The organism is Mesorhizobium sp. M1E.F.Ca.ET.063.01.1.1, from assembly GCF_003998155.1.
Classification (GTDB): domain Bacteria; phylum Pseudomonadota; class Alphaproteobacteria; order Rhizobiales; family Rhizobiaceae; genus Mesorhizobium.
The window spans coordinates 1-12,315 of the sequence record NZ_RZSC01000108.1 but is presented as its reverse complement, the minus strand read 5'-3'; the positions used below and the strand labels follow the sequence as shown (position 1 = coordinate 12,315).

Annotated in this window: 16 protein-coding genes and 1 pseudogene; 6 read left to right on the top strand and 11 right to left on the bottom strand. The window is 66.9% G+C overall.

Annotation, left to right across the window (positions count from 1 at the left end; translation table 11 throughout):
• Window positions 1–83: 83 nt before the first annotated feature.
• Genes EOA29_RS11205 through purM form a run of 3 tightly spaced genes read right to left on the bottom strand, consistent with a single transcriptional unit; the run spans window position 84 to window position 2,394 of the window.
• Window positions 84–602 carry a histidine phosphatase family protein gene (locus EOA29_RS11205; RefSeq protein ID WP_127220903.1) on the bottom strand — a complete coding sequence of 173 codons (519 nt, stop codon included), beginning with the start codon at window positions 600–602 and terminating at the stop codon, window positions 84–86.
• An 8-nt stretch (window positions 603–610) separates the two neighbouring features.
• Entirely contained in the window at window positions 611–1,318 is a 708-nt protein-coding gene (purN, locus tag EOA29_RS11200) for a phosphoribosylglycinamide formyltransferase (protein ID WP_127220902.1), read from the bottom strand.
• Window positions 1,315–2,394 carry a phosphoribosylformylglycinamidine cyclo-ligase gene (gene purM / locus EOA29_RS11195; RefSeq protein ID WP_127220901.1) on the bottom strand — a complete coding sequence of 360 codons (1,080 nt, stop codon included), beginning with the start codon at window positions 2,392–2,394 and terminating at the stop codon, window positions 1,315–1,317. The genes purN and purM overlap by 4 nt, the downstream gene beginning before the upstream one ends.
• A gap of 362 nt (window positions 2,395–2,756) precedes the next feature.
• Between purM and EOA29_RS11190 the strand changes: the two genes are divergently transcribed.
• From EOA29_RS11190 to EOA29_RS11175, 4 genes are read left to right on the top strand one after another with little or no spacing between them, the layout of a single operon-like run.
• Window positions 2,757–3,314, top strand: coding sequence for a CDP-alcohol phosphatidyltransferase family protein (locus tag EOA29_RS11190; protein WP_126095443.1), 558 nt, complete (start codon window positions 2,757–2,759; stop codon window positions 3,312–3,314).
• Window positions 3,286–4,464, top strand: a complete 1,179-nt coding sequence (locus EOA29_RS11185) for an AI-2E family transporter (protein ID WP_126095442.1) — start codon at window positions 3,286–3,288, stop codon at window positions 4,462–4,464. The genes EOA29_RS11190 and EOA29_RS11185 overlap by 29 nt, the downstream gene beginning before the upstream one ends.
• A gap of 1 nt (window position 4,465) precedes the next feature.
• Window positions 4,466–5,170: a DnaA regulatory inactivator HdaA gene (gene hdaA, locus EOA29_RS11180; RefSeq protein WP_127220904.1), complete on the top strand. Its 705-nt coding sequence runs from the start codon at window positions 4,466–4,468 to the stop codon at window positions 5,168–5,170.
• A 15-nt stretch (window positions 5,171–5,185) separates the two neighbouring features.
• The gene (locus EOA29_RS11175) at window positions 5,186–5,374 is read left to right on the top strand and encodes a hypothetical protein (protein ID WP_127220900.1); all 189 of its coding nucleotides are present in this window, start codon (window positions 5,186–5,188) and stop codon (window positions 5,372–5,374) included.
• Here the strand turns inward: EOA29_RS11175 and EOA29_RS11170 are convergent.
• A complete protein-coding gene (locus EOA29_RS11170) occupies window positions 5,344–6,261 on the bottom strand; it encodes a LysR family transcriptional regulator (RefSeq protein ID WP_127220899.1) in 918 nt (305 codons plus the stop codon). The two genes, EOA29_RS11175 and EOA29_RS11170, sit on opposite strands and share 31 nt — an antisense overlap.
• Window positions 6,262–6,340: 79 nt before the next feature.
• Here EOA29_RS11170 and EOA29_RS11165 point away from each other — a divergent pair, with 79 nt between their 5' ends.
• Window positions 6,341–7,171, top strand: coding sequence for a class I SAM-dependent methyltransferase (locus EOA29_RS11165; RefSeq protein WP_127220898.1), 831 nt, complete (start codon window positions 6,341–6,343; stop codon window positions 7,169–7,171).
• 11 nt (window positions 7,172–7,182) lie between these two features.
• Window positions 7,183–7,743 (top strand): hypothetical protein, encoded by a 561-nt coding sequence (locus EOA29_RS11160; protein WP_127220897.1) that lies wholly within the window; start codon window positions 7,183–7,185, stop codon window positions 7,741–7,743.
• On the opposite strand, the gene EOA29_RS11155 is transcribed toward EOA29_RS11160, so the two are convergent.
• The 7 genes and pseudogenes from EOA29_RS11155 to EOA29_RS11125 all read right to left on the bottom strand — a co-directional run.
• Entirely contained in the window at window positions 7,709–8,218 is a 510-nt protein-coding gene (locus EOA29_RS11155) for a hypothetical protein (protein WP_245468450.1), read from the bottom strand. The two genes, EOA29_RS11160 and EOA29_RS11155, sit on opposite strands and share 35 nt — an antisense overlap.
• Window positions 8,219–8,306: 88 nt before the next feature.
• Window positions 8,307–8,540: pseudogene (locus EOA29_RS11150) on the bottom strand (ATP-binding cassette domain-containing protein); the annotation flags it as partial.
• Window positions 8,533–9,564 carry an ROK family protein gene (locus EOA29_RS11145; RefSeq protein WP_127220896.1) on the bottom strand — a complete coding sequence of 344 codons (1,032 nt, stop codon included), beginning with the start codon at window positions 9,562–9,564 and terminating at the stop codon, window positions 8,533–8,535. The pseudogene EOA29_RS11150 and the gene EOA29_RS11145, both read right to left, overlap by 8 nt.
• Window positions 9,564–10,286, bottom strand: a complete 723-nt coding sequence (locus EOA29_RS11140; RefSeq protein ID WP_127220895.1) for a ribulose-phosphate 3-epimerase — start codon at window positions 10,284–10,286, stop codon at window positions 9,564–9,566. The genes EOA29_RS11145 and EOA29_RS11140 overlap by 1 nt, the downstream gene beginning before the upstream one ends.
• A complete protein-coding gene (locus EOA29_RS11135) occupies window positions 10,283–11,101 on the bottom strand; it encodes an alpha/beta hydrolase (protein WP_127220894.1) in 819 nt (272 codons plus the stop codon). Before EOA29_RS11135 ends, EOA29_RS11140 begins: the two co-directional genes overlap by 4 nt.
• Complete coding sequence (locus tag EOA29_RS11130) at window positions 11,101–11,919, bottom strand: sugar phosphate isomerase/epimerase (protein ID WP_127220893.1); 819 nt, start codon at window positions 11,917–11,919, stop codon at window positions 11,101–11,103. The genes EOA29_RS11135 and EOA29_RS11130 overlap by 1 nt, the downstream gene beginning before the upstream one ends.
• The coding region (locus tag EOA29_RS11125) for a Gfo/Idh/MocA family oxidoreductase (RefSeq protein WP_245468449.1) at window positions 11,919–12,315 on the bottom strand (397 nt) is incomplete at its 5' end. The genes EOA29_RS11130 and EOA29_RS11125, both read right to left, overlap by 1 nt.

The window sequence follows — 12,315 nt, the reverse complement described above, 5'->3', positions numbered from 1 at the left end:
GGAGATGTCGCCAAAGGCGACAGAGGGGGGTGCTGTCCCGCCGACCTGCCTGACGATACGTCCGGCCGCCTATAAACGCGTGCCTACCCCAAATCCTTAGGCCTGATGAAATCCGCCAGCCGTGCGCCACCAAATTCGAGGTTCGCCCAATCCTCGTCCACCGTGAGCCGAGCCAGCGCTGCCGTGGGGAACTTCGCTTCGATCTTTGTGAACACATCGGAGTCCGATCCTGCGCCGGCGAGCCGCAGCACGAAGTTCTGCAGGCCGGGGTTGTGGCCGATCACGATCAGGCTGGTCGCCTTGGCCTGGCGCACGCGCGCCAGGATGGCGGCCGGGGCCGCCTCGTAGAGCTCTTCCGCGAATTCCGCCGGCACATGCTCCGGCAATTCGCCGGCGACCAGCCGCCAGGTGTCGCGGGTGCGCAGCGCCGGCGAGACCAGCGCCAGATCCGGCAGCCAGCCGCGACGGACAAGTTCTTTCCCCATCAGCGGCGCCGTCTTCAGCCCGCGCGGGGCAAGAGGGCGGTCGAAGTCGGCGAGCTTGGGATCGTCCCGGCTCGACTTGGCGTGGCGCAGGATAAGCAGTTGTCTAAGCGTCGCCATGGCAGTCTCTAAGGCGTGATCCGCGCCAGTTGCTCGAGGTCCGTTTCCTCGCGCAGCGGGTCCGGCGCCATCACCACCGAGGTGGCGTTGTCGGCGTCGTCGGCGAAATGGGCAAGCACGGTGTGGCCGCTTTCCATGCGCGCCTTGCCCTCGGCAACCAGCCCCAGCGCCAGCGGATAGAGCCGATGCTCGACCTTCAGCACCCGCGCCGCGAGCGTGTCCTCGTTGTCGCCGACCATCACCGGCACCGCGGCCTGGGCGATGATCGGGCCGTCGTCCATTTCGGGCGTGACGAAATGCACCGAGCAGCCATGGATGCGCACGCCGGCGCGCAATGCCCGCGCATGCGTGTCCAGCCCCTTGAACGCAGGCAAAAGGGCAGGGTGGATGTTGACCATGCGCCCCAGCCATTTTTCGACGAGGCCACGGCCGAGAATGCGCATATAGCCGGCCAAAGCCACGATCTCGGCGCCGAAGCTGTCGAGCGCGGCGTCGAGCGCGGCGTCATAGGCGTCCTTGCTCGGATGGTCGGCGCGCTGGATGACCTTGGTGGCGATGCCGCGAGACTGTGCGATCCCGAGCCCGGCTGCGTTCGCGCGGTCGGAGATGACGCCGACGATCTCGGCCGGATAGGCCGGGTCGCTGGCGGCAGCGATCAGCGCCGTCATGTTGGAGCCGCGCCCCGAGATCAGGACGACCGTGCGCTTCCTGCTCATAGGCCGATCGAGCCCCGATAGATGACGCCGGCGTCGCGGCGCGGCACGATGCGGCCGATCGGCGTCACCGTCTCGCCCGCCTCCTGCAGCACTGCCGCGACCTGCGCCGCCTGGCCGGAGGCGACGGCGAGGATCATCCCGATGCCGCAGTTGAAGGTGCGCATCATCTCTTCCGGCGCGACGCCGCCGGTCCTGGCGAGCCACGAGAACACCGGCGGCACCTCGATCGCCTCGAGGTCGAGCTCGGCGGAGAAATCCTTGGGCAGCACGCGCGGAATGTTTTCCGGAAAGCCGCCCCCGGTGATGTGGGCGAGTGCTTTGATGCCATGCGTGTTGCGGATCGCCTTCAGGATCGATTTGACATAGATGCGCGTCGGTTCGAGCAGCGCTTCGGCGAGGCTCAACTCGTCGTTGAAAGGCGCCGGATCGCTCCAGGCAAGACCGCTCGCGGCAACGATGCGGCGCACCAGCGAGAAGCCGTTGGAGTGCAGGCCGGAGGAGGCAAGGCCGAGCAGCACGTCGCCCTCGACGATGTCGTCGGTCGGAAGCAACTGGCCGCGCTCGGCCGCGCCCACGGCAAAGCCGGCGAGGTCGTAATCCTTGTCGTGATACATGCCTGGCATCTCGGCGGTCTCGCCGCCGATCAGCGCGCAGCCGGCCAGCCGGCAGCCCTGCGCGATGCCGCCGACAATGGCCGCGCCCTGGTCGGGGTCGAGCTTGCCGGTGGCGAAATAGTCGAGGAAGAACAGCGGCTCGGCGCCCTGCACGACGATGTCGTTGACGCACATGGCGACGAGGTCGATGCCGATCGTGTCGTGCTTGCCGGAATCGATGGCGATCTTGAGCTTGGTGCCGACGCCGTCATTGGCGGCGACCAGAACCGGATCGCTGAAACCGGCGGCCTTGAGGTCGAAAAGCCCGCCGAAGCCGCCGATCTCGCCGTCGGCGCCCGGCCGGCGCGTCGCGCGCACCAGCGGCTTGATCTTCTCGACCATCAAATTGCCGGCATCGATATCGACGCCCGCCTCGGCATAGGTGAGCCCGTTGTTGCGCTTGCCCGTGTCGCGCTTGGTCATGTCTGGCTCGTCGCTGTTTCCATTGCGGGCTCATCGCATGAATGGTTTCGAGGAGCAAGGATGACGCGCGGGTAGGCAAATTTTGCCCCCGAAAAAAGCGGAAATGTTGGCGGGACAGCACCCCCCTCTGGCCTGCCGGCCATCTCCCCCTCGAGGGGGAGATTGGATGTCACTTCCGCCTTCGCCAATCGCCGACGTTGCAGGAATGGATGCGGCGCCGAAATTGCTGATCTCCCCCCTTGAGGGGGAGATGCCCGGCAGGGCAGAGGGGGGTGCCTCGCGCAGACCTTTGTCGCTCCTCCCTTGCGTCCATCCCCCGTCTCCATCATCTATTTCCCAACAAAGCCACGACGGGACATCACGTGACCATACCCAACATGATCACGATCATGCGCCTCCTGCTGGTGCCCGCCGTGGTGCTGGCGATGCTCAGCGCGCGCTGGGACTGGGCTTTTGCCGGCTTCCTCGTCGCCGGCGTTTCCGATGGCGTCGACGGCTTCATCGCCCGCCGTTACAGGCAGTTCTCGCGCCTCGGCGCCTATCTCGATCCGATGGCCGACAAGCTTCTGCTGGTCTCGGTCTTCGTGGTCATGGGTTATGCCGGGGAACTGCCGCTGTGGCTGGTGGTGACCATGGTTTCTCGCGACGCGCTGATCGTCTGCGCGGTGCTTCTGTCCAGCGTGATGGCGCATCCCGTCGAGATGAAGCCGCTCTTCGTGTCCAAGGTGAACACCGCCGTGCAGATCGCGCTGGCGGCGCTGGTGCTGGGCGAGCTTGCCTTTTCCATCCATCTCGATCCGCTCCGGCCCGCGCTCATATTGCTGTCCGGGGTCTTGACCGTGGCTTCGGCCGCAGCCTATCTCGTGGCTTGGCTGAGGCATATGAGCGGTTATGGCGAAGGCTCCACGACGGGCGACTGACAGCGAAGCCGCGGACGTTGCGGCAGGAACAGCACTTCGCCGCCAGATTTTCTTCTGGCTGGGCACGGCCGTCTTTCTGGCGCTCTTCCTCTATGTGTTCAGCGGCATCCTGCTCCCCTTTGTCGCCGGCATGGCGCTTGCCTATTTCCTCGATCCGGTCGCCGATCGGCTGCAGCGGCTGGGTCTCTCCCGGTTGATGGCGACGGTGGTGATCCTCATCGCCTTCATCGTCGTCGTCGTGCTCGCCTTCGTCATCCTGGTGCCGGTGCTGGCGACGCAGATGGCCGATTTCGCCCGCAAGCTGCCGGAATATTTGACCCGCCTGCAGTCGCTGATCACCAGTTTCGATCCGAGATGGCTGGAGCAGCGCTTCGGCGTCAACGCCGGCAGCCTGCGCGACGGGCTGAACTCGCTGCTCACCTCCGGCTTCAGCCTTCTCACCACCGTCTTCACCTCGATCTGGAGCTCGGGCGTGGCGCTGGTCTCCGTGGTCAGCCTCTTCGTCGTGACCCCGGTCGTCGCCTTCTACATGCTGCTCGACTGGGACCGCATGGTCGCCGTGGTCGACGGCTGGGTGCCGCGCGATTATGTCGAGACGGTGCGCGCGCTCGCCCGCGACATCAACACCGCCACCGCCGGTTTCGTGCGCGGGCAGGGCACGCTCTGCCTGGTGCTCGGCGCCATGTATGCCACCGGCCTGACGTTCACCGGGCTGAACTTCGCCATCCTCATCGGCTTCTTCTCGGGGCTGATTTCCTTCATCCCCTATGTCGGCTCGCTGACCGGCCTGGTTCTTGCCGTGGGCGTCGCCTTCGTCCAGTTCTGGCCGAACTGGGAAATGGTGCTGTTGGTGGCCTGCGTGTTCTTCGTCGGTCAGTTCATCGAAGGCAACATCCTGCAGCCCAGGCTGGTCGGCAAAAGCGTCGGCCTGCATCCGGTGTGGCTGATGTTCGCACTGTTCGCCTTCGGCGCGCTGTTCGGCTTCGTCGGCCTGCTGATCGCGGTGCCGGCTTCAGCGGCGATCGCGGTGCTGGTGCGCTTCGCGATTTCCCGCTATCTCGAATCGCCCCTCTACAAGGGCCATGCCGCCGAGCCCGTGCCGCCGCTCCCCGCGGATCGCGGCGGCGGCCACCGTTCCCCGCGTGGCTGAGATGGCTGGTGAGCGCACCGATCCGCCGCGCCAGCTGCCGCTCGACCTCGGCCACGGCACCGGCTATTCGCGCGACGAGCTCGTCGTCTCCGGCACGAACGCCGAGGCTGCGGCGCTCGTCGACCGATGGCCGGACTGGCCCTCGCCGGTGGTTGTGCTGGCCGGCCCTCCGGGTTCCGGCAAGACGCATCTTGCCCATATCTGGCAAACGCAGGCGCACGCCGTCGCCATCGATCCCGGCAGGATCGGCGAGCACATCGGCGGGCTTGGCGCCAGGCCCGCGCTCATCGACGACATCGACAAGGGCCCGATCGACGAACAGGGCCTGTTCCACCTGATCAACACGGTGCGCGGCGCCGGCTCCACGCTTTTGCTCACCGCGCGCCGCTTTCCTTCCGCCTGGCGCGTCGCGCTGCCCGACCTTATCTCGCGACTGAAGGCGGCGGCGACGGTCGAGATCCACGAGCCGGACGACCTGCTGCTCGCCGGCGTCATCACAAAATTGTTCGCCGATCGCCAGATCGAGGTCGAGCCGCATGTCGTGCAATATCTGGTGCGGCGCATCGAGCGTTCGCTGGCGACCGCTATGCGGGTCGTGGAACGCCTTGACCGCGCCGCGCTCGAGCGCAAGACGCCGATCACCCGCGCGCTTGCCGCCGAAACCGTCAGCGCCATGGACGAAGGACAGGGCGAGTTCGACATATAGGGCTTCTTCCCTGTGTTGACCTTTGCGGCCAGACTCGAAGACCCGAACAACGCTGCCGGCATTTGGCGCGAGGTCGAGCAGGAAATCGAACGCCGCAACGCGTCCGGCTATGCCGAATCTTCCGGCACGACCTTTCTGCTTCAGACCCGATGGTTGCCGCTTTCGCGATCGTTTCAGCGCGGCCCCGGCGCCGCCCTGATATGATCGATGAACGCCCGCAGCTTGGGCAGGACCTGCCGTCGTTCGGGATAGTAGAGGAACGCCCCCGGCGTGGTGACGGCGAACGGCGTCAAGAGCGCTTGCAATCGGCCATCGGCGACCGGTGCGCTGGCGAGCGGGCCAGGCACCTGTGCAAGTCCCACACCCTGGATCGCCGCGCCGAGAAGCGTTGGGTAGTCGTGCGCGATGAGCGGCCCTGTGACGATGGCCTCGACCGTCTTGTTGCCGTCGGTAAAGCGCCAGGGGGCGACCGAGCCGTTCGAGCGCCGCATGCGCAGGCAGGCATGCCCGCGCAGGTCCTCGATGTGCTCCGGCCGCGACCGTTGGCGCAGATAGTCGGGGCTGCCGACGACCAACAGCGGGAACGGCGGCGTCAGCCGCACCGCCACCATGTCGGCGGCGATGAGCTCGCCGAGCCGGATGCCGGCATCGAATCCTTCGGCGGCGACATCGACGAGTTCCCCGCTTGCGACGATCTCCAGCTCGATTTCGGGATAGGCTTGGCAGAAGGATGCGATGAGCGGCTCCAGCAGGAGCGGCATCACCGCCGGCGGCACCGAGAGGCGCAGCAATCCGGTCGGGCGCATGCCGAATTCATGCGCGACCTCGCTCGCGGCGACCAGCTCCTCGAAGGCAGGCCCTGCGCGCGACAGGAATCGCTCGCCGGCCTCCGTCAGGCCGACGCTGCGCGTCGTGCGGATGAAAAGCGCGGCGCCGATGCGAGCCTCGAGTGCACGGACCGCCTGGCTGATCGCTGACGGCGTCACGCCGAGCTCGGCTGACGCCTTGCGGAAATTGCGGTGCTTGGCGACGCTCAGGAACGCCTCGACGCCGTCCAGCGCGCCATGCCTGACTGTGAAGTTCTGCTTCATAGCCTGTCGACATTATCGCGGATAGTTGCTGGCCGAAAGCCGTCCTATGTCTGTCACGAGAAACTGGAAGGAATTGAAGATGGCAGATGACCTCGATCGCGTGCGCGATCACTACCGCGCGGCCGGTCTGACCGAGCGTCTGAAGACGGCTCTGGCTGTCTTCGGGCCGGAGGAAGAGCGGCTGAAGCCCGAGCAACTGGCCACCCTCGACCAGTTCCACACGCGCGGGCTCGCTGCGACCGCCGAGCTTGCCAAATTGGCCGGCATTACGGCCGACTTGTCGGTCCTTGACGTCGGATCGGGGGTGGGCGGACCGGCCCGCTTTCTGGCGGCGACCTACGGCTGCGAGGTGACGGGTGTCGACCTCAGCGAGCCCTTCGTCGAAGCCGCGAATTATCTGACCGCACGGACGGGGCAGGCCGCAAAGGTGTCGTTCAAGACCGGCAGCGCGCTGGCGCTTCCCTTCGACGACGGCGGTTTCGACGTCGTTTTGCTGCAGCATGTGGCGATGAACATCGCCGACCGCCCGCTTCTTTATCGTGAAATAAGGCGCATGCTGAAGCCGGGCGGAAAATTCGCGGCCTTCGACGTCGTGCTGAACGGTGGCGATCCCCTCTATCCGGTTCCCTGGGCCAAGACCCCGGCGGAGAGCTTTCTGCTCACTGCCGCCGCGACCTGCGAGGCGATCGAGGCCGCCGGGTTCCGCATGCTTGTCCAGCAGGATGATACCGCGGACGCCAAGACCTGGTTCGCGGCGCTGCGGGCGTCCGGCCCGCCGCCTTCGCTGAACCTCGGCGTCGTCATGGGGCCGGGTTTCGCGGATTTTGCCGCCAATCTCGGACGCAATCTGATGGAAGGCCGGCTGGGTGTCCTGACGGCGGTGTTCGAAGCCGTTCCAGTCAAGAGCTAGAGGAGACAAAAATGTCGCCGGCGACGATCTTCAACACTCATCTCGCCCTGGGCTACGCGCCCTGGCTGCTTTGCTTCGGCGCCTATATCTGGCCAAGGCTCAAGCTCATGGACCGCGTCGAGGCGCAGCGCGCCATCGCCACGCTGCACAGCTTTCGCTTCTTCGGGTTGGTCTTCCTGCTGCCGGGCGTCGTCGGTCCGAACCTGCCCGCCGGCTTCGCTGTCTTTGCCGCCTATGGCGATTTCGCAACCGGACTGCTGGCCATGCTGGCGCTGCTTGCCGTGAGGCGACCCTCGATCTTCTGGCCGCTCGTCGTAGGGTTCAACCTGGTAGGGATAGTCGACCTCGTCGTCGACTACTACCATGGCACCGTGCTCGACCTTCCGGACCTGGCGGGACAACTTGGCGCGACCTACGCGATCCCGATCGTCTATGTGCCGCTGCTGATGATCACGCATATCGCCGCCTTCTATCTGCTGGCGCGCTCTCAGCCTAAGGCCGCGACGGCCGCCGGCGATCAGGAAATAGGCGGCGGCCTCAGCTCCCGCCGCTCTCCTTCATCCGCTCGATGATCTCGGCCATCAGCGCGAGATCACGTCGCGAGTCCGCGAGGTCGGTCAATGGCTTCGTGCCCTCCATGATGTGGCGGTGGAAAGTCTCGAACTCGTTGGAGAAGGCGTCGCCATAGACCGGGCCGAGCGCCTTCGTCACCGGGCCGAGCGGGCCGGCCTCCGTCACCTCGAGCCGTGTCGGCAGGCTGCGGATGTAGGGCGTGTCGTAGATGATGCGCACCCGCCTGGTGTTCGAGCGTACCTCGATCATGGCGTCGAACAGGCCGAGATCGTCGGCCACCGCGTCATAGAGGCAGGCGAAATGCCCGTAGTCGAAGGTCACGCTCGTGTTCGCGCCGCCATTGGTGCGGTGCGCCGCCACCACGCGCTTCGGCTCGCCGATCAGGCCGCGCATGGCCGAGATATGATGCGAGGAAAGCGCGGTGAGCCCGCGATAGGCGCGCACCAGGTCGGTCGACGCATTCTCGCCGACCACCTCGCGGATCAGTGCGTCGCACTCCTTGGCGCCGCGCGCCAGGACGCCACCTTGAGATGCTCAGGCCGCATGCCAAGCAGCAGCTCGTCGCCGGCCCGCGCTCCGACGGGTCGATGTCGTTGGCCCGCCCGCCGTCGATGGTGAGGTCTCCGGCGGTAATCTTTTCCAGCCCCGCGATCATGCGCAGCAAGGTCGACTTGCCGCAGCCGGACGGTCCGACGAAGACGACGAACTCGCGGTCGGCGACATCGAGATCGATGCCCTTGATGATCTCCGCCGATCCGTAGGATTTGTGCACGCCGCGCAGCTTGAGCTCAGCCATGGCTTGCCTCCCTGGCGCCGGCTTTTCCGCCGGCCTTCGTCTCCTCATTCTGCACCATCGCCAGCGCCGTGCCCGGCTCGCCTTCCCACAGGATCAGGCTGGCCGCGCCGACCAGCCCGGCGCGGTCGCCGAGCTCGGCCGGCACGATCGGCACGTCGCGATAGGCCTGCATGGCGCGCTCCTCGACCGTCGCCCTGATTCCCGGCGCCAGAAGATCGAAGCCATTGGCGAGCCCGCCGCCCATGACGATCACCTCGGGCGAATAGAGATGCAGCAGGTTGGTGAAGCCTATGCCGAGCCACTTCGCCTCCGCCTCGACAAGCTCGCCGGCGCTGGCGTCGCCGGCACGCGCGGCCTCGACGACATGGCGGGCGGAGACGTCGCCATCCTTCGAAAGACGCCGGAGCAGCGAGCCGTCGCCCGGCGAGGTGAGCCGCGTCGCCCGGCGCCCGAGCGCGGTGCCGGAGGCGACCGCCTCGAAGCAGCCGACGGCACCGCAGAAGCAGCGGTCGCCTTCGCCGGTGATCGTCATGTGGCCGATCTCGGCCGCGAGCCCACGTCTGCCGTGATAGATGTGACCGTCGGCGATTACGCCACCGCCGATGCCGGTCGACACGGTGACGAAGACCATCGATGCGGCGCCCCGGCCGGCGCCGAAACGCCATTCGCCCAGCGCCGCCGCGTTGGCGTCGTTCTCCAGCCGCACCGGCAGGCCGAACTGACGGCTCAAGATGTCGATCATGGGCACGTTATGCCAGCCGGCGAGCGTCGGCGGCCCGATGACGATACCCGCCTTGGGGTCGAGTGGGCCGGGCGCGCAAGCGCCGATGCCAATGACCCTTGCCTGCGGATGCTCTTTGAGGAGCCTGCCCGCCAGCGCGATGATCTGGCCGATCACCGCTTCCGAACCCGCGCCCGCCAATGTTGCTTCCGAGACGCGTGCGACGACATCGCCGCTGCGCTCGACCAGCGCGCCGCGCAGCTCCGTGCCGCCGAGATCGAAGGCAAGCGCGAGCGTGCTCATCAGGCGGCGGCCTTCAGTCCGTGCAGCCAGGCCATGCGCTGCGCGAGGTCGGGATCGCCGAAGGCGAGCGAACCCAGCACCACCGTGTCGGCGCCTGCGGCGCGCAGCAGCGGCACCGTCTCATGGCGGATGCCGCCATCGGCTGCGAGGATGATGTCGGCCTCGCGGCCGGCTCGTCTGATCAGGGCGCGCGCCTCGATCAGTCGTGGGCAGGCCTGCTCGGACAGGCTCTGCCCCTTGACGCCGATCGAGGTGCCGAGAAGCGTCACGAAGGCCACCTCGGAAAGGAAGGGCACGATGGCGGAGACCGGCGTCTCCAGCCGCAGCACCACGCCCGCCTCGGCGCCGAGCTCATGCGCCAGCTTGACGGCGCGCAAGCCAGCGTCGCCGTTTTCGGCGTGGATGGTCACGAGGTCGGCGCCGGCTTCGATGAACTGGCGCGTCTGCGCTTCGACGATTTCGGCCTCGACCATCAGGTGCACATGGATCGGCTTGGCCGTCAGCTTCGCGATGCGCGCCACCATGTCGGGAAAGAACAGGAAGCCCGGGGTGAAGCGGGCATCCGCCACGTCGATGTGATGCAGATCGGCATGGGCTTCGATCCGCTTCAGGTCGCGCTCCATATTGGCGAGATCCGCCGACCACAGCGAGAATTCGCCGATGAGCCGGTGGCGGGGCAGGGCGGCGATGGCGGCGGGGCCGGAGAGTGGTTTGGCGGTCATGAGAAAATGCGACTCCGGACTTTCGAATGGGATTGCAGGAAGGTCGAGATCTGAGTGTGCAGATCGCTGAAGTGCCTGGCGCTGTCGCGCGCTTTGGGCGTGATTTCGGCGAGGATTGCGTTTGGCATCGCGGCCGCAAGCGTATAGGCCGCCGACAACGGGTGGACGGCATCGATTTCGTTGCCGATGACCAGTGCTGGAATGTCGAGCGCCGCAGCGTCGCGTTCGGCAACGCCGGGTCCGTCGGCGGCGATGTTGGCGAGCACTTGCGCGAACGTCTTGGCGTCGGGCCGGTCGAAATAGCCGAGCAGCGAGGAAAGATTGTCGAGCGCCTCGCGATAGAGCTGCGTGGCGGTCTCGGATCGCGCGAAGATCGTCCGCCCCGTATCGGTCCCGTGTTCGAGGATGAGCTCGGCGACCTCGGCGATCGGCTGAATATTTTGCGGCGCGGCGGAAAACGTCCATGCCGGACGCACCAGGATCAGGCCTGCGACGCGCCGCGGATGGCGGCATGCGAGATGAAGCGCGATTCCCGCGCCCATCGAGACGCCCCCGGCGACGAAGCGGTCGAGGCCGGCCTGGTCGGCGGCGGCAAGAACGTCATCGGCGAACATTTCGAACGAGAATGGCCGCCGCTCGCCGAGTCCGGAGCCGCCATGGCCGCGGCATTCCAGCGTGATGCGGCGGAAGCCGGGGGGAAAAGTCTGCGCGACCTGCGCCTCGCCGCCGCCCAGCCCGTGCTGGAAGACGACTGGCAGGCCTTTGCCCATGTCGGTCATACGGAGCGTGGCACCGTCGCGCAGCAGCGTGCCCATCACACCAGCCCCTTGAGAAAACGCGCTACGCCGGGCGCCTCCTCGGCCGAAAGCCCATGCGTCACCAGCGGTCCGTCGAAGCCTGTGGCCTTCAGCCGTGCGACGAAGTCGATGAAGTCGACGACGCCCTGTCCGGCCGTGGCGAAGCGGCCGTCGGCGAAACGATCCTTCGCATGCGCCAGGGAGACATGGCCCGCCGTTCGCTCGACCGCCTCGGCGACGATGGCGCGTGCCTCGTCGGCATTGGCCCGCTCGAACAGGTTTGCCGGATCGAGCACGATGCGCAGGCGCCTGGAGCCCATCTCGGCGATCAGCCGCATCGCGTCGGCTGCGGAGGTGACGACGTTGGCCTGCTCCGGCTCGATGCCGAGATCGACGCCGTGGCGCTCGGCAAGGTGAAGCGCCTTTTCCATCTCGCGCGCCATGTCGGCCCATGCCGACGGGTCAACATTGTCGGGGTGATGCGCCCACTGGTCCTCGGCGTTGCGCGTTCCGGTGCACAGCGTCACGAGCGGGATCGAAAGCCTGGCCGCGGTCTCGATGATGACCGCCAGCCGGCGCAGCCCGTCATCGCGCACCCGGCTGTCCGGATGCGCCATATTGTAGGTGCCCGACAGCGCGACGAGGCCAACGTCGGAAGCCCTGGCGGCGGCATCGATTATGCGGATCGCTTCGTCCGGAACCGCGTCCGGCATCGGCGGCAGGCCTGCGCAGGCAAAGTTGAACTGGGAGACCGCGAAGCCGGCATCGCACACGGCGGCAAGAACGCCGGCCGGCTCGCTGCCCGGAAAAGTCTTGGCGAACACCCCGACCTGCATCAGACCGCTCCGGTGACGCCGGCGAGTTCGACGCGCTCGCCGCTTTCGACCGAGCGGGCGATCGCCACCATGGCGCGGATCGAGGCGAGCCCGTCTTCGACATTGGCGCCGCGCTGCGGCGCGCCGTCGAGCACCGTGTCGGCGAGGCCTTCCAACTGGCGCCGGAAGAAATGGCCGTCGGCGCCGAGCGGCTTGCGTGATGTGGCGTCCTTCTCGTGGAAGATGTCGACCTCGCTCGCCCGGAAATACCAGGGATTGAAGGTCTTCGCGATCACGGAGCCGTTCTCGCCATAGAGCTGGAAACCTTCGTGCCAGTCCAGACGCACGGCAACGGTGAGATCGAGATGGCCGAGGGCGCCATTGGCGAACTCGGTTTCGACGAACCAGCAATAGGCC